The 16,190-nt window shown below is 67.9% G+C and carries 12 protein-coding genes and 1 pseudogene; all 13 read right to left on the reverse strand.

Going from position 1 to position 16,190, the window contains the following annotated elements:
• Window positions 1–7: 7 nt before the first annotated feature.
• Window positions 8–1,081: an ABC transporter ATP-binding protein gene (locus tag AC07OC_RS03460; protein WP_494600383.1), complete on the reverse strand. Its 1,074-nt coding sequence runs from the start codon at window positions 1,079–1,081 to the stop codon at window positions 8–10.
• Between the two features lie 140 nt (window positions 1,082–1,221).
• The gene (locus tag AC07OC_RS03465) at window positions 1,222–2,592 is read right to left on the reverse strand and encodes a sensor histidine kinase (RefSeq protein ID WP_494600384.1); all 1,371 of its coding nucleotides are present in this window, start codon (window positions 2,590–2,592) and stop codon (window positions 1,222–1,224) included.
• Window positions 2,589–3,305, reverse strand: a complete 717-nt coding sequence (locus tag AC07OC_RS03470) for a response regulator transcription factor (protein ID WP_218295027.1) — start codon at window positions 3,303–3,305, stop codon at window positions 2,589–2,591. Before AC07OC_RS03470 ends, AC07OC_RS03465 begins: the two co-directional genes overlap by 4 nt.
• Window positions 3,306–3,477: 172 nt before the next feature.
• The gene (locus AC07OC_RS03475) at window positions 3,478–3,876 is read right to left on the reverse strand and encodes a hypothetical protein (RefSeq protein ID WP_494600385.1); all 399 of its coding nucleotides are present in this window, start codon (window positions 3,874–3,876) and stop codon (window positions 3,478–3,480) included.
• Between the two features lie 77 nt (window positions 3,877–3,953).
• Complete coding sequence (locus tag AC07OC_RS03480) at window positions 3,954–4,655, reverse strand: IPTL-CTERM sorting domain-containing protein (RefSeq protein WP_369642451.1); 702 nt, start codon at window positions 4,653–4,655, stop codon at window positions 3,954–3,956.
• A gap of 585 nt (window positions 4,656–5,240) precedes the next feature.
• Window positions 5,241–6,863: a PAS domain-containing protein gene (locus tag AC07OC_RS03485; RefSeq protein ID WP_494600386.1), complete on the reverse strand. Its 1,623-nt coding sequence runs from the start codon at window positions 6,861–6,863 to the stop codon at window positions 5,241–5,243.
• A 340-nt stretch (window positions 6,864–7,203) separates the two neighbouring features.
• Window positions 7,204–7,326 (reverse strand): annotated as a pseudogene (locus tag AC07OC_RS03490) (IS481 family transposase); the annotation flags it as partial.
• A 97-nt stretch (window positions 7,327–7,423) separates the two neighbouring features.
• Window positions 7,424–8,728 (reverse strand): DUF3526 domain-containing protein, encoded by a 1,305-nt coding sequence (locus AC07OC_RS03495; protein WP_494600387.1) that lies wholly within the window; start codon window positions 8,726–8,728, stop codon window positions 7,424–7,426.
• Between the two features lie 35 nt (window positions 8,729–8,763).
• A complete protein-coding gene (locus AC07OC_RS03500) occupies window positions 8,764–10,167 on the reverse strand; it encodes an ABC transporter permease (protein ID WP_494600388.1) in 1,404 nt (467 codons plus the stop codon).
• Window positions 10,164–10,901, reverse strand: a complete 738-nt coding sequence (locus AC07OC_RS03505) for an ABC transporter ATP-binding protein (RefSeq protein ID WP_494600389.1) — start codon at window positions 10,899–10,901, stop codon at window positions 10,164–10,166. Before AC07OC_RS03505 ends, AC07OC_RS03500 begins: the two co-directional genes overlap by 4 nt.
• The gene (locus AC07OC_RS03510; protein ID WP_494600390.1) at window positions 10,901–13,084 is read right to left on the reverse strand and encodes a TonB-dependent receptor; all 2,184 of its coding nucleotides are present in this window, start codon (window positions 13,082–13,084) and stop codon (window positions 10,901–10,903) included. Before AC07OC_RS03510 ends, AC07OC_RS03505 begins: the two co-directional genes overlap by 1 nt.
• A gap of 160 nt (window positions 13,085–13,244) precedes the next feature.
• Window positions 13,245–15,371, reverse strand: coding sequence for a TonB-dependent receptor domain-containing protein (locus tag AC07OC_RS03515; protein WP_218338596.1), 2,127 nt, complete (start codon window positions 15,369–15,371; stop codon window positions 13,245–13,247).
• 259 nt (window positions 15,372–15,630) lie between these two features.
• Window positions 15,631–16,140: a hypothetical protein gene (locus AC07OC_RS03520; RefSeq protein ID WP_370627711.1), complete on the reverse strand. Its 510-nt coding sequence runs from the start codon at window positions 16,138–16,140 to the stop codon at window positions 15,631–15,633.
• Window positions 16,141–16,190: the final 50 nt, after the last annotated feature.

The following is a 16,190-nucleotide window of genomic DNA, read 5'->3' on the forward strand; positions in this document are numbered from 1 at the left end:
CGTGCGCTCACCCCGCCACCACGGACACCCCGTGGTCCGCCAGCGTCAGGCTCACGGGGGCGCCCACGTCCAAGGGCGACTTCACCAGGGGCGAGACCACGAAAATCTCGCCCAGCGCGCTGGCGAAGGTGTATTCCATGATGCTGCCCAGGTAGGTGCGCTTGGTCAGCCGCGCGGCCACGCCGGCGGCGGTGGCGGGCCCGATGACCCAGGCCTCAGGCCGCACCGCGATCTTCACCGGGCCGGAGGCCAGCGAGGCGGGAGACGGCACGCGCAGCGGGCCGAACTCGGCATGGCTGGCGCCCGCCGGGCCGCCGGCGTGGTTGCGGCCCTCGAACAGCATGGCCTCGCCCATGAAGCCCGCCACGAACTCGGACGCGGGCTGCTCGTACAGCTCGCTGGGCGCGCCGCGCTGGGCGATGGCGCCCTTGTTCATCACCACGATCTGGTCGCTGACCGCCAGGGCCTCGCTCTGGTCGTGGGTGACGTAGGCCACCGTCAGCCGCAGGCGCTGCTGCAGCGTGCGGATTTCCTCGCGCATGGAGCGCCGCAGGCGTGCGTCCAGGTTGGACAGCGGCTCGTCGAACAGCAGCACCGCCGGCTCCAGCGCCAGCGCCCGAGCCAGCGCCACGCGCTGCTGCTGCCCGCCCGAGAGCTCGTGGGGCCTGCGCAGGTCCAGGCCGTGCAGGCCCACGGTGTCGAGCATGGCGCGCGCCTTCTCGCGGGCCGGCCCCTTCTTCATGTCCGACATGGCGAGGCCATAGCACACGTTGTCGATGACGTTCATGTGCGGAAACAGCGCATAGCTCTGGAACACCAGGCTCACATTGCGCTGCGCGGGGCCGAGGGCGGTCACATCCTGGCCTTCGATGAGGATGCGCCCCGAGGTCGGGGACTCGAGCCCGGCGATCATGCGCAGCGTGGTCGTCTTGCCGCAGCCCGAAGGGCCCAGGATGGTGGTGAGCGTGCCGCGCGGCACGGTGAAGCTGATGTGGTCCACGGCCAGCGGGTCATGGCTGCCGGGGCCATAGCGCTTGCTCACGCCCTGGAATTCAATGCCGTGGGAATCGGGGTTCGTCATGGTGGGCATGCGTGAATGTGTCCGAAAGCCTGTTCAAAGTCCTGCTGGAGCCGCGCGAGCACTTTGCCGGGATGCGATGCCAGGTCCGGGACTGGTGGGTGAAAAAAACCGAAAGCCGGCATGGGTGGGACGGCATGCGCTCAGCCCCAGGCCAGCAGGGCGTCCACGCCGATGACCTGGCCCTGGTCGAGGCGGTTGAACAGCGTGACCTCGGCGCCCATGGCCTCGGCGATCTGGCGGCAGATCGACAGCCCCAGGCCCACGCCGCCCTTGCCGGCGGAAAACGGCTGGAACAGCCGCTGGCGCACGGCGTCGTCGATGCCCGGACCTTCGTCCCACACCAGCACCTCCTTGTGGCCAGTGCTGTCGCGCAGCAGCACGCCCAGCCGCCCGTGCGCGGGCGTGTGGTGGATGGCGTTGGCCAGCAGGTTGCGCATGAGCTCGCCCAGCAGGGCGGCGTCGCCGGGGGCCCACAGCGCCTCGGGGCCCTCGAGCGCGAAATCCAGGCGCTTGGCGGCGATCAGCGGCGCCAGCTCCATGACGGCCTCGCGCGCGATGGCGTTCAGGTCCACGCTGGGCAGCTCGCCCACACGCTTGAGCTGCTCCACCTTGCTCAGGCTCAGCAGCTGGTTGGCCAGGCCGGAGGCCCGGTCCACCGTGTGCAGCATCTGGTGCAGCGCATCGGCGACCAGCACGTCGCCGGAAATGGCCGACTGCAGCTGCGTGCGCAGCACCGCCATGGGGGTGCGCAGCTGGTGCGTGGCATCGGCCAGAAAGCGCCGCTGCTCGTCGATCCAGCGGCTCTGGTTTTGCTGCAGCTCGCCAAAGTGCCGCACGGCGGGCGCCAGCTCCGAGGGGCCTTCGTCGCCGTGGCCCGGGTTCCCGGCGCCCGGCCGGGTAAGCGACACATCGGCATGGAGCAGCCAGCCCGATGCCACGCGCGCCACCACCACCACCATGGCCGTCATGGCCAGCGCCAGCAGGTGCATCCCGCCCACGCCCGCCCCGCCGACGGCCAGGCTGGGCAGCCGGGGCGCGCGTTCGCTCCAGGGACGGGCCACCTGGCGCACCACCACGGGGGCGGCGCCCTGCCCTCCTTGCGCCGCCGGGGGCGGATGCAGCGTGACCGCCACCCGCACCAGCTGGTCCCCCGCCTGCGCCAGGTAGAAATGCACATTGCCCGGGCCCCGCGCGGCTTCGGCGGGGGGCACGCGCGGCAGGGCGGCGCTGCCGGCCAGGCGCTCGCCATCCAGGTTGCTTTCGCGATACCAGACCGGCGTGGAGCCGTGCGCCGTGGGCAGTGTGTCGGGGGGCGCCACGGGCCAGTCCGCCAGCGCCGCGCGCAGTGCCTCGTCCTGCGCGGCGGCATCGTGCCGCACCTGCTGTGCCACCTGCACCAGGGTGATCAGCGCCACCAGCGCCCACAGTGGAACCAGCAGCCACACCAGCAGCAGCCGGTGCAGCGAACCGCCCCGGGGGCGCCACGGCCGCCACCACCTGCGCACACTCACCGGGGTACCCCGCCCTTGTCCGATTTGTCGCCTTTTTGCGCGGCCATGCTGTCGGCGTCGCACAGCAGGTAGCCTACGCCGCGCAGGGTCACGATCTCGGCATTGGTGCCCACCAATTTCTTGCGCAGGCGGTGCACCACCACCTCCACCGCGTCGGCCTGCACCTGCTCGCCCGTGTCGGCGAACACCTGCGTGCGCAGCTCTTCCTTGCTCACCACGCGGTCGATGCGCGACATCAGGAGCCGCAGCAGCTCGGCTTCGCGCTGCGACAGGTCCAGCGGCAGCGCCTCGTTGTAGAACACGCCGCTGGCCGGGTCGCGGTAGAGCGCGCCGCAGCGCAGCTGCCCGTCGCGCCCCACCCGCCGCGTCAGGGCCCGCAGGCGCGCCACCAGCTCGTCCAGGTCGAAGGGCTTGGCCAGGTAGTCGTCGGCCCCGGCCTCCAGCCCGGCCACGCGGTCGGTCACCGCGGCGCGGGCCGTCAGCGCCAGCACGGGCGTGGTGCTGCCGCCGTCGCGCAGGCGCCGCAGCACCTCCAGGCCGTCCAGGCCCGGCAGCGACAGGTCGAGCGTGATCACGTCGAAGGCCGTGCGCCGCGCCGCGGCCAGGGCCTCCTTGCCATCCGCGCAGCACAGCACCTCGAAGCCGCGCGCCACCAGGCTGCGGCTCAGGGCGCCGGCCAGGTCAAAATCGTCCTCCACCAACAGCAGTTTCATCCCGCGATCATGCCCTCCCGCCGGGGGGGCCGGCCACTGTGCTTCTACGGAGGCCGGGTGAAAGCAAGTCGAAAGCGTGCGGAGCGCGGCGCGGGCGGGCGCGGCCCACGGTGGGTGAAACCCCGCCAGCCCGCACAAGGGCCTGTGCTGCCCGCCGCGCCCTGTCCCTTCTCTAGGCCGTCCGCGCCTCGATCCGCCTTATTTCCTGAACCGCCAGTTCCGTCAAAGCCCGGGCGCTGAACGGGCGGCCGATCAGCACCGTGTTGTTGTTGTCGGAGGACGCGCACAGCTGGATGCGGTCGGGCTCCCCGCCGGCATCGAAGAGGACGCGGAACACCCGGGTGCTGCGCGCCGGATGCCATTCCACCTTCTGGTGAAAGTAGGTGCACGACACGGCGTTCGCCAACGGCTGGGGCACCAGCCCCAGCGTGTTCACCAGCAACCCATGAAGTGCTTCGCGGTTCATCTGCGTTCCGAAAGAAAAGAAGGCCTGCCGGGCACCTTCGGCGGTGGCCTGAATCAGCCCGCAGGCCTGGACGAACGTGGGCAGCACGAAGATGAAATCCAGCAACCGGGCACCTCGCGCAAGGGGTTGGCGGGATGGTGCGGCGTGCGCCGGCGGCAGCTTGAGCTGGCAGGCCGGTGACGTCAGCGCTGCCCGTGGCGCTTGCCGTCACGGCGCTGCAGCCGCTGCAAGGCCACCATGGCCATCCACACCGCCATGGCCATCAACGCCCACTCGGAAAGGGTTGGTATGGAAGAAGCCGCCACCGCGGCAGACCACACCAGCGAAACAGGGATTGCAGAAGAGGTGCTGGTATCGCTGCCGGCGAAGCCGCATGAATCTGCCACGCCTGCGGTGGAAACGGCGATCCCGCTGCAGAACATGTTGTGCCTTGCTGATGTGGTGCTGGTCTCAAAGAAGGAAAACCGGTCACCGATGCCGTGGGGAGCCGTGCCAGAAATCCAGCGCTGGATCAGAATGTTCACACCCGTGATCGCGCCGCTCGCATCGGTCGTGACGCGGAAGTTCCAGACCCGGACGTTCGGGTCTGCATGGGTGTACGTGGTGAGGCCATCTGAAAAACTGAAGGCCGAGACCAAGGCGCCCAACTGTGCAGACGCCAGGTTGGCGGCCAGCGGCGCGGTGGTCGTGAACGAGCCAGACGTGTTCATCGCCGTGGTGAAGTTCTGGCACGGTGGCGTGCCGCACACCGTGAAGTTTGTGAAACCCGTGTAGTTGCCCGCCGCGGTGGCCACGTAGGTGGTGGACTGCGCTTGAGCCGCCCCCGCAGCGCCCAGCAAACAAGCAAGCGATCCCAGCCACTTCCAGACGATCTTTTTGAACATTTTGGTTTCCACGGTTGGTGAGCACGTTGCGCCGTCCCGGGCACTGGGTCCCCCTTGACTGCGCCAAGCGCCGCCCATGCCAGCCTCGGCGCCTCAGCATGTTACCCGTGCGGGCCGCGCGGTTGCGCCCTGGATCCGGGCCCGGCGTATCCCGCTTGACCCGCCTTTGCTCCAGGCACCGTGACCGGTCTTCTGACCGGCATCTTTGAATTCGTCGCTGAAGTGCCGGTGTTCAGGTGCCAGCGCGCCAAGCTCTGGAGAGCCCGTTTTTCGTCCTGATCAAGGCAAGGCCCCTTGGGTTGGCTGGCGCCAAGCGTGCCCCATCCGTCAAGGCCTGCCACGGTCAACGCGAGGCCGGGATGTCATCGATTGCTATATTTACGATAGCTGCCAGCGCTTGATGAACAGGCGCAGAAGTCCAAAAACATGTTCGATTGCCGGCCTCCATCGGAGGCAGCACATCGACCAGCAGTAACCCCCCCTGGTTCCACACTGGAAGCACCCCAGCGAAACCACCGAAAACCAGAAGGGGATGAGGAAGGCAAGCCATGCGACAGCCTCGCAGGCAATTGTCCCCGACACGCTTTATGGAAACACGCACACGCCCAATGACTGACTCTTGGCCCGGTACATGGCGGTGTCTGCAGCGCGCAGGTAGTCGTCGACCGTCGCCAGCGTGGATGCGCTGCTGGCCAATCCGATACTCGCACCACTGATCACGGTGTGCCTGCCAATCACGTAAGGCACTTCCAGGGCGGCGGCAATCTGCTCCGCGCGTTGGCTGGCTTCAGCGGGATCAATGGACTCCAGCAGCACATTGAACTCGTCGCCACCCATGCGGGCGACCAGATCCCCCGTCCGCACGCAGGATTCGAGCCGCCGTGCCACCTGTTGCAATAGCTGGTCGCCCACGTGGTGCCCGTAGCTGTCATTGACGGCCTTGAAACTGTTGAGATCCAGCAGCAGCACGGCGAACATCGTGGCTCCATCGCGTGTCGGCATGCCACCACCGTTCGCCACCTCGTTCTGGTGCAGCGCGATGAGATGAGCGAGGCGATCGCGGAACAATGGCCGGCCGGGCAAGTTGGTCAGCGCATCGTAGGAACTGCCACGTTCGGCCAGATCGCTCAAGGAGCCCGCCATGCGCACCGCAACGCCGTCTTCGAACTCGGCGAGCCCGCGCCAATTGACCCACACCAGCCGCCCCGCCCCGTGGAACGCGCGGAAATCCACCGAAAAGTTCGGGCTGTTCCCCGATAGGTGCCTGCGGTAGGCCTCCTGCACGCGCCCGCGATCCTCGGGATCGATGAGCTGCTCAAGAAAGCGCCAGCCTCCGCTATGCACAATATCGGCGCTACCCAGCCCGACGATCTGGAGAAAACGCCCGGACACATGCAGGGCATCCGTTCGCAAGTCCCAATACCAGATGCCGTCATTGGATCCGCGCGTCGCCAGCGAATAGCGGTTTTCGGAGCGCAACAACTCGAGTTCGGTGTTCTTCTGCTGGGTGACGTCGATCATCAGGCCGATCATGCGGTTCGGTCGCCCCGGCTCGACCACTGCACGGCACAGATCGCGCACCCATACCACCTTGCCAGACTTGGCAATCAGCCGATAGCTCATCTCGTAGGCATGGCTGTGCGTGGCGTTGTAGGCGGCATCGTCGATCAGCAGGGCCTGCGCCAGATCATCGGGATGCACATGCGCCCGCCAGAAGCCGGGGTCGGCCCGCCACTCCTCGACGGAGTAGCCGAACAAGCGTTCGACCTGCGGGCTCAGAAAGGTATTGCCCACGCCGATTTCAGCTTCCCAAACCACGCCATCAATGGTTTCCAGCAAGCGCAGAAAGCGCTGGCGAATTTCCACCAGCACCTGCTCGGTGACCTCGGTGATCTCGATCAGGACACCCTGGCGGCTGATCACCCGATCCGCCGCATCCGTCTCCGGGTGGAGCTGCAGACGCACCCAGCGATAATCCGCATCGGCAAAGCGCAAGCGGAACACCGGCATGCCCGAGCGCATGGTGCCGATGTCGTCGGGATGCACGAATTCAAGCAAAGACCTGCCGAGCGCCGCCGCCACCGAATGGCCGGTGAGCTTGTGCCACGCCGGATTCAGATAAGTGATCTCCCACAGCGCATCGGTTTGCACCACCGCCTCGGGTAACAGTTGCAGCAGCTTTGCGGACGGCGTGGGAGTGGTGGGCATGCAGGGCTGTTGCAAAAAGGGGGGCAAATACATCCAACGGATAGCAAAATCAACCACGTAAGATCAAGTATGGCACGGGTTTATGGCACTTGCGGCCCCGTTGTTTCGGTGGTTTGGTGCAGCGATAGGGTGCAAGCCAGCAACGCCCTCCCCCTGCGGGCGCTCGTGCACATCACGACGGCATCGCCCGTCAGAACGCCACGTTCACGCCCACCGTCAGATTGCGCCTTACCAACGGCACGGCAGTCTTGACAAAGGATGTAGGTGCGTAGGCCAGCCAACCCGTCCGGTTGTCGGCCTTGAGGGTGCGACTGCCACGGCGCACCGCTGCTGAACTGGCTGTGGGCGGTCGGACACCTTGTACAGCAGCGGCTTGTGCAGCGCTCAGGCCCTGCAGCGTCATCTGCTGGACCATCTCCAGGCGACGGGCAAACGTAAGTCGGGCGCGCTTATGGATGTTCATTCGGTTGGGTGTCCTGAGTCGATTGGGTGTTTGGCGACTTCCAGTCTCTCAACCCAATCCGGATGAACACCGGATACAACCTATTGAATCCTCACATCTAGCCAGGGTGGCCATGTGGTTCTTCAAACCGAGGCAGCTGCCGCAGTTCTTCGACCCGCATTCCCTGTTTGCTCATCACGCGCGGCACCAAGAACGCTCTCCACCGCTGCTCAAATGCGTCCACCTGCTGCTGGTAGCGCGTGTGGCTGTCCACATCTGTGCCGGCGAGCCGTTCGCCATATAGCGCCAGCGCCAGGCCGGGTGACAGCCATGACCATGCCGACACCTGTTGGGCTTGCCGTACACGGCTTTGGCGGAACTGTTCCACCAAGGGCTGCAGCGTTTCGTCCTGGTCCAGCACGCGCACTACAAAGCTGGCGGGCCATGCAGCGGGCTGTTGCGCGGGGATGTGCGGGTGTTCGTCGTACCAGGCTTCGGCCAGCGCCTGCTCGTTGTCCTCGGCCTGGTGCTGTGCGTCGCGCAGGGCCACCACGGCTGACAGGCGCGATGGCAGGGGCGCGGCTTTTTGCGCCAGCAACACCAGACCCGCGGGCACGGCAAACGTCAACGCCAGCCACAGCCCCAGCGCAGCCAGTATGCTGGTGGCGCCGCTGATGGGCAGGCACGACAAGATGCCGCCCAGTGCCACCCACAACGCGCAGAACGCGCCCAGCGCGGCAGCCCACTGCAAGGCGACCGCAGCGGTGGCACCAGGGTCCAGCAGCAGCGCCGGCATGGTGGCTGCCACCGCAACCATCCACAGCGCCAGCAGCCTCCAGCCCAGAGCGGCGAGCAGGATGGGGCCGATGCCGTAGTGCGACTGCACCCGCAGCAGGCCCAGCCGGCCCTGCTCACGCTCTTCCTGCAGCAGCCCGGCGCACAGCACCAGGGCCACCAGCGGCAGCAGCAGCGCCACCATGGCTGGCAGGCCGGGCAAACCGGTGTCCGTGAGCAAAGGGTTGCGCAGCGGACCCGGGTCGCGCGAATCGACATGCCGGGTGTCCAGCGACGCCTTGGTGCGCGACGGCAAGACCTGCAGCCGCTGCACGCCCAGCGCCAGGCCTGCCTCTACCGGCATGCGGGTGACGCCCAGATCGCTGCGGCCCAGCTGGTAGGTGGCGGTGGCACTGGCCGCGCTGGGTGCGGGGCTGGCCTGCAGGCGCAGTTGCTGGGCTTGCAGTTTGTCGGCGAATGCGGTTTCGTCCTGCGCTGCGGCTTGGCGCCAGGCTTGGGCGTCCAGGCCCGCCACGGTGGCAGAGGCCAACAGCACCAGCAAAAGCGCAGCCAGCGCCCACCACGCCACGGGTTGGCGGTACAAGCGCAGGCCCTCGGCCTGCCAATGGATGAGGCGTGGATATGGCATGCGACGGGTTGTGGTTGTAGTGGTGACAAGGGCCGTCAAGGGTTCAGCCTCCTGGCGCCCAGGCAGAGTGCCGTCAGGGCCGCCAGCAGCCAGGCCGCCAGGGCAGCCCAGTCAGCGGCGCTGTGGCGCAGCGCAAAGCCGATGCCGGGTGGTGTGTAAGTCCATTCCGGAATCGCCTGCCACAGCGCGTTGCCTGCGTAGCGGCTCTCGAACGAAGTGACCCCCTGGGTAGCTTGCAGGTCCCATTCGTCCACCAGGGTGGTGAAGCGCTCGCGGTATTGCTCGGCGGCTTCTTCAAAGTGCTGCTGGTGGGCCAGGTCGGTGCCCGCCAGTGCGCTGGTCACGGCCCGCATCGGGGCGTAGGGCGATACGGCGGTCAGCCATCGCAGCAGGTATTGCTGCTGTGCCTGCGTGTCCCACAACTGGCCGAAATGGAGTGCGTACACCTTGGTGGCATACGCATCCCTGAACAGGCGGCGCTTGGCATTGGCGCCAAAGGGCAGGTCTTCCAGGCGCGCCACGCCGTTGTCGGCCAGCAGTTGCGCGTCAAACGCCTTCATGCGCTGAGCGGCGCTGCCCTCCCCCGGCAGGCCCTGGTCAATGTCGCGCTGGATACCGGCCCAGAACGCCTCGCCCGTGGGCAGTGGCGCCAGCGCCTCGACCGTGGACGCCGCCAGGCGCGGCACGATGAACACCCAGCCCACCCACAGCGCCAGCAACACCAGCAGCGCGCCGCGCGAAGTGCGACACCTGGACGACACCCCGACCGTGACGGCCGCCCAGGTGGCGTAGTACGCACCGAGCGCCGCCAGCAGCATTGCGGCCTCAGCCGCACCCTGCCGTGCAACCAGCAGCCAGCCTGCAACCAGCGCAGCGGGTGCCAGCACCAGGGCCACGCTGGCACACAGCCCCAGCCACTTGCCCAGTACCAGCGGCACGCCGCGCATTCCACACGCATGCAGCATGCGCAGGGTGCCTTGCTCCCGTTCTTGCGTGACAGAGCCATGGCCCAGCACGGCGAGCAGCAATGGCACCAGCGCCAGCAGCACAAACGCCGGGGTGAAGTCGCCCAGGCCCATGGACGGGGCGGCGTCAGCGGCGGGTGCGTGCAGCGCCATGTTGCGCTTGTGCGGCTCCAGCCACAGCGCCTGACCGGTGCGCGCATGGATGCCAGGGTCTACGCTGGACAGTGGCAGTTCAGGCTTGAACGCATACAGCCCGAAGTGCGCTGCACGGTGGGGGTTGCGGTCGCCCTGGTGATCCCACTGCGCACGCGCGGCGGCCTCGACCTGATGGCGCTCCTGTTCTGCCACCTGGCGCTGGTGCACGGCCGACACCAGCACGGCCGCCAACAGCAGTACCAGCACCAGCCCGAGTCCCGACAAGCGCCCGTCGCGCAGCAACGCGCGCATCTCCTTGGCGGCGATGGATGCGATCATGGTGCGGTGTCCTCCACCACGCCGCGCGCATGCTGCAGGTAGATGCGCTCCAGCTCGTTGTGGGCGATGTCGTGCGCGGCAAACTCCGCCACCAGGCGCCCTTCGCGAAGGATGCCGATGCGGTCAGCCACCTGAATGGCATTGAACAGGTCGTGTGTGGCCATCAGCACGGCCATACCGCCCTGCTTGGCCTGCAGCACGCTTTGCGCAAACTCGTTGGCAGCAGCAGGGTCCAGCCCGGAGGTGGGCTCGTCCAGCAGCATGGCACTGGCACGGCGCGCTTTGGCAATCGCCAGGCCTACCTTTTGTCGCATGCCCTTGGAATACCCGCCAACCCGGCGGCCCTGTGCATCGGGTGCCAGGCCCGACGCTGTGAGCAGGTCGTGCGCTTGCGCGCTGTCGAGTGCAATGTCTGACAGCTTGCAGAAGTAGCGCAGGTTCTCCACCCCCGACAGGTAGGGGTACAGCGCCACGTTCTCGGGCAGATACGCCAGGTGAGCGCGTGCCTGCTGCGGCTGCAGCGAGGCGTCCACCCCGTTGACCAGTGCCTGGCCCGACGCGGCGGGAACAAAACCCAGCAGCGCGTTCAGCGTGGTGGTTTTGCCCGCGCCGTTGCCGCCCAGCAGCGCATACACGCTGCCCGCCGTGACCGCTAGGTTGAGCGCCTGCAGCGAGACCTGGTCGCCCCGTCGGATGGTGAGGGCGCGGGTCTCAAGAATGGCCGCGGCTTCCATCAGAAGAAGTAGCGCAGCGTGGCGCCAAACGTGCTGCGGGGAAGGGGCGACATCATCAGCCCTGCGGCACTGCCGTAGGCGATTTCGGTGCCGTAGCGGTGGGGCTGGAAGGTGGCGTACAGCGACAGCTGCGTCTGCTTCCAGTCGTACGTGGCGCGCAGGTCATAGCGCGTGTACAGAGGCATGGTGCGCTCTTGCGTGGCGGGCGTGCCTACGTAGTACGGCATGTCCGCGATCAGGTAGGCATCTGCATTGAGTGTGAGCTGGCCTTCGCCCAGCCGCAGCTTGTGCTGGGCCCCGGCCTTGAGTTGCGTGGCAGGCACCGTGAGCTTGGCACCGGTATTGGGTGCCGGGTTGTCCACCTTGGCCTCCAGGATCTTGCCGATGCTGGCGTACACGCTGGTGGCGCTGCTGGCGCGCCAGCGGGCTTCCAGCTCCAGCCCTTTGCGCGTGGTCTCGCCCACCGATTTGAAAGAGCCATCGGCCTGACCCACGATTTCGTCGGAATTCTGAATGGCGTACCCCACGCCCGACACTGTCCAGCCGCTGGCAGGCGATGCGGTGAAGCCCAAGTCGAACGAACGCACCTTGCTAGGCGCGATCTGGCTGATGACACCGCCTGTCGCACCCAGCGGGCCAGTGGCGCCGCTGCTGCTGATCTGCTCGGCCGAAGGCGACCGCATGCCTTCGGCCACGTTGGCAAACAACTCCACCTGCGGTGTGAGCGACCACGACGCGCCCAGCTTGGGCGTGAACACGCCCTTGTCGTAGCCGGTGCTGGCCGCGGGCAGCTTGAGGTTGGCGATGTCGTAGTCAAACCGGTCGTAGCGCGCACCGGCGCTCAGTTTGAGGGTATCGGTCACGCGCCACTGGCCCTGCGCAAACAGCCCGTAGGTCAGCAGGTCCAGGTCTTGCGCATTGACGTAGCTGGCCGATGGTGCGCGGTTGACGTAGATCTGGCGGTAGGCGTCGCCACGGTCCTTGCGCAGCTCGGCGCCGAAGGCAATGGCGGCATTGCCAAACGTGGTGTTGTGCAGCACGCGCGCGCCAAGGATGTCCCGGTCGTCCACACCCACCGTATGGTGGGTGGCGTTGGCCGTGATGCCGCGTTTGCGATTGAGGCTTTCCGCATAGGCCGTGGCATACCATCCCGCCTCACCTTCGGCCGGGGCGCGGTTGAACACCAGGCTGGTGCGCCGCGCATTCCCGAAGCCGGCGTTGTTCGATTGGGTGGAGCGTGGGTCCAGCCCAGCTTCCAGCGCGGGCAGCAGCAGATACCCAGGCGCATCAAAGTCGGCCACGTAGCGCATCACGCGCAGGCTGTATCGGGCGCCTTGGTGCTGGGTAGACAGCTTCCAGAACAACGTGTCGCGGCCGGTGCGGGACGCATAGCGGTAGCCATCGTTGTGGTACACATCGGCCATCCACAGCGAGTCGATGGTGGAAAAGCTGGTGGGAATGGTGCTGGACAGCACCAGGGTACTGCGGCGCAGGCCATGGCGCTCGGCGCTGATACTGACGCTAGACGGCGTGGCACTGCCGCCGTTGCGGGTGCGGATGTCAACAGCGCCTGCGCGGTTCTGGTCGCCATACAAGGCAGAGATAGGACCTTTGATGACGTCCACGCCGTCGATCAGGTCGGCGTGGAGCCATTCCAGAAACACCGGGCCGTGCCCTGCCCCACCCTGGCTGGACGGAATGTTCTGCGGCACACCGTCAACATACACGGCGGTATCGGCGCCGTGCGTGCCCTGGGTGGCAAACCCGCGCATGCGAAATCCGTTGCCGGTTTCGCCCTGGTCGATGTTGTTGGCCAGCACGCCGGGCACGCGGCGAAAGATGTTGGAAATATCGCGGCCAACATTGGTGTTGGCAATGTCGTCCTGGTTGAGTTGCTGCACCGTTGCGGGGAGTGCGCCTGGCTGGAGCGTGACGGCAGCGCGTTCGCCGGGCGTGCGCGTGGCGGGGGCGGTCGTGCCCAGCACGTCCACTGCCGCAAGAGCGCGTGCGGGCTGGGTGATTGCTTCTGATGCGGAAGCTGCGGCAGGTTCCTGTGATGTCTGTGCATGGGCCCACGGCACCAGTGCCGCCGCCAGTGCGGCAGCAGTGAGCTTGGCAACGGGCTTGCGGTTGAGCGCAGCACGGCTGCGCGATGGAGAAGGGGAAAAACGGGTTGGGTTCATGGCGGGTTTCGTCAACGGACGATTTGGGGTACGGGCACGAGTACGAGCGCGCGCACGCGCTGCCCAACCGCTGAGGGATCGGCGGCAGTCAGAGTGCGCTTGGAAGTACGTGAGCGAGTGAGTGAATGGGGCTGGGCAGGCCGCGCAATGCGGCCAGCTTTTAGAAAGCCACCTTCACCCCTACCGTCACGTTGCGCCCCATCAGCGGCGCTGCGTTTTTGATGAAGCTGGTGTGTGCATACGCCAGGCGGTCCGTCAGGTTGTTCGCCTTCAGATACACCTGCCACGGCGTGCCGCTGCTGAACTGGCCGTTGTAGCTCACCCCCAGGTTCAGCATGCCGTAGCCCGGCGTCGCGGTTTCGAACTCCGCCACGCGGTTCTGGCGGGCCACCTGCACCCATTCGACCTGACCTTCCCAGGCTTGCCAGTTGCCGTCCAGGCGGATGCCCGCGCGCGTGGCGGGGATGCGGGGCAGCAGGCCGCCGCCGTCGTTGAGCCGGGCGCGCACGGTGTCGCCGAACAGGGTGATACCCAGGTTGCGGTTCAGGCGCTGGCGCACCTGGCCTTCGATGCCGGTGAAGGTGGCGTCGGCCTGGCTGTACTGCAGCAGTTGCAGCCCGTCCACCGCATCGAGCGTGCGGCCGTAGATGTAGTTGTTGATGCGGTTGCGGAAGATGCTCACGCCAAAGGTGGTGTCACCGCTGGTCTTCCTCAGGCTCACATCGATGTTCTGCGAGATCTCGGAGCGCAGGTCGGCGTTGCCGCGCTCATAGGTGCTGGTGGCCATGTGCAGGCCCTGGGCGTACAGTTCTTCGGCCGACGGCGCGCGGCTGGCGCGGGTGAACGAGGTACCCACCTGGTAGCCGGGCGTGAATTTCCACACCGCGCCCAGCGATGCCGACGTGCCGTTGTGGCTGCGCTCGATGCCGCTGGCCTGGGCCTCGGCGGTCTGGCGGTCGTGGCGCAGGGCGGCTTCGAAGCGCCAGTCCCCCACGCGGTATTCCTCCAGCGCGAAGAAACCCAGCTTGCGGGTGACCGTGGGCTGCACATAGGCCTCTTCGCCCTCGGCGCTGAACTTGCGCTGCGAGGTCTGCAGGCCGACGACGCCCTTGAACCCGGCCAATGGCTCGTGCTGCAGTTCGATGCGCGTGTCGTAGGCCTTGTTCTTGAAGGTGGTGCTGATGGCGCCGTCCTCGACCTCGTCGTGCACATAGTCGGTGACCCCGGCGCGCAGGCGCAGGGCCGAGAAGCCGGCAAAGGGGTTGCGCAGCTCGCCCCGGATGTCGAAGCGCTCGCTGCGCAGGTCCACCACGGGCACGTCGCCATGCTCTTCGGCGCCGTGGTCGTGGCCGTCTTCCCCTTCACCCGCGTGGGCGCCGCAGTGCAGGTGGTCTCCATGGGTGTGGCAGCCCTCGAAGCTGTGGTTGTGGCCCGGCAGGCCGTACTTGGCGCTCTGGCGCGTGTAGGCGGCGCCCAGGTAGCCCTGCTCACCCACCCACGACAGGCCGACGCTGCCGGTGTTCGTGCGGTTGAAGCTGCCCAGCACCTTGCGGGCGGGCTCGCCCTCGGGGGCCCAGCCCTTGCCCACGCGGTAGTCGCCCGCGTCGCGCGAGACGCCCTCCACGTGCACCGCCAGGTTGCCGGTGCCGCCCGTGAGCGAGAAGGCCCCCGCCCCTTCGCCCGCGCCGGTGTTGGCGCGCAGCTCGGCGCTGCCTTCGTAGCCCTTTTGCGGGATGGCGGTGGGGATCTTGCCGTCCAGCACGTTGACCACGCCGCCCACGGCGCCGTTGCCGTAGACCAGGGCCGAGGGGCCGCGCAGCACCTCGATCTGCGTGGCGAGCAAGGGCTCGGAGACCACGGCGTGGTCAGGGCTGATGGTGGAGGCGTCGTGCAGCTCGGCGCCGTCGCTCAGCACCTTGACGCGCGGGCCGTCCATGCCGCGGATGATGGGGCGGCTGGCACCGGCGCCGAAGTGGCTGCTGGTGATGCCGGGTTCGCTGTTGAGCGTCTCGCCCAGCGTGGCCTCGCGGCGGCGCACGAGCTCGTCGCCCTCCAGCACGGTGACGGGCGTGGTCATGTCGCTGGCGCCCAGTTGCAGGCCGCTGGCCGACACGGTGACGGACGGCAGGCTGGGCGCTGCCTCGGTGGCGGGGCCGGCGGCGGGCGCGGCCTGCGCGTGGGCGCTGCCCGCGCCCGACAGCGCCAGCATGGCGGCCAGGGCCACGGGGTGGAGGGCTGGACGGGCGCGCCGCGCTGGCGCGCAAGGGGCAAAGGAGGTGTGGATCATGGTGATGCTTGCAACAGGGGGCGCGCCGCGCCGGCCAGGCCAGGCGTGCAGCGCGCGGCTTCACGCCACGGGGCGGGAAGCCATGAATAAAAAATGCCTCCAGCGCTTGATGGTCAAGCGCTGGCAGCTATGAAATCAGGAGTTTTGATGTAAACGAAGCACGGGGTGCGCCGTGGGGGAACCTGCTCCGGCGGCGTTCGCGGCCCTGCGGCAGAGGCGGGGGCGGCCGGCGCGTGGAAAAGGCCCGGGGCGTGGTGCTTCAGGCCCGGCCGGGCGGGCCGCGCGCCTGGAACAGCGCGACATGCGCGACGGCGACGCGCTCCGCGGGGTCGGCGGACGGTGCCTGCGCGGGCACCGCATGGGGCAGCGCCAGGGGGGCGCTGTGCAGGGCATCGCCCAGCGCGAGCTGGTCGAGCACGAGGCAATCGACGGGAGCGTGGTGGCCCAGGAGCAGCGGCAGCAGCAGGCCGTGGCCGTGCCCGTCGCCGCTCGCCGAAGCGGCGGCCCCTGGTGCAATGGACGCCGCGGATGCGGCGGAAGACAGCGCCTGCCCCGCATGCACCCGGTCCAGCGCGCCGCCGTGCACCACCTGGTGCAGGCGCCCGAGCGTGGGCACGGCCACCAGGGCCAGCAGCAGCCAGGCCAGCGCCAGCCGCACCACCTGCGACGGCAGGCGGTGGCTCCCCCGCCCTTGCCCGCGCGCACCCTGCCCCGCGCCGCGCAGGGCATGCGGCCGCGTGGCTGGTCGGGGGCGGAAGGCGGAGGTCACGGTAAAAAAATAGGGGGAGGGGGCGGCGCGGACAGGCAAAGCGCCGGCAA

It is taken from the genome of Acidovorax sp. GW821-FHT10E04 (genome assembly GCF_059415185.1).

What these genes read in the sequence shown, in the direction of transcription:
- AC07OC_RS03515 (WP_218338596.1), bottom strand. Translation starts at nt 15,371, where the DNA reads ATGATCCACACCTCCTTTGCCCCTTGCGCGCCAGCGCGGCGCGCCCGT.
- AC07OC_RS03510 (WP_494600390.1), bottom strand. Translation starts at nt 13,084, where the DNA reads ATGAACCCAACCCGTTTTTCCCCTTCTCCATCGCGCAGCCGTGCTGCG.
- AC07OC_RS03480 (WP_369642451.1), bottom strand. Translation starts at nt 4,655, where the DNA reads ATGTTCAAAAAGATCGTCTGGAAGTGGCTGGGATCGCTTGCTTGTTTG.
- AC07OC_RS03460 (WP_494600383.1), bottom strand. Translation starts at nt 1,081, where the DNA reads ATGACGAACCCCGATTCCCACGGCATTGAATTCCAGGGCGTGAGCAAG.
- AC07OC_RS03470 (WP_218295027.1), bottom strand. Translation starts at nt 3,305, where the DNA reads ATGAAACTGCTGTTGGTGGAGGACGATTTTGACCTGGCCGGCGCCCTG.
- AC07OC_RS03500 (WP_494600388.1), bottom strand. Translation starts at nt 10,167, where the DNA reads ATGATCGCATCCATCGCCGCCAAGGAGATGCGCGCGTTGCTGCGCGAC.
- AC07OC_RS03505 (WP_494600389.1), bottom strand. Translation starts at nt 10,901, where the DNA reads ATGGAAGCCGCGGCCATTCTTGAGACCCGCGCCCTCACCATCCGACGG.
- AC07OC_RS03485 (WP_494600386.1), bottom strand. Translation starts at nt 6,863, where the DNA reads ATGCCCACCACTCCCACGCCGTCCGCAAAGCTGCTGCAACTGTTACCC.
- AC07OC_RS03495 (WP_494600387.1), bottom strand. Translation starts at nt 8,728, where the DNA reads ATGCCATATCCACGCCTCATCCATTGGCAGGCCGAGGGCCTGCGCTTG.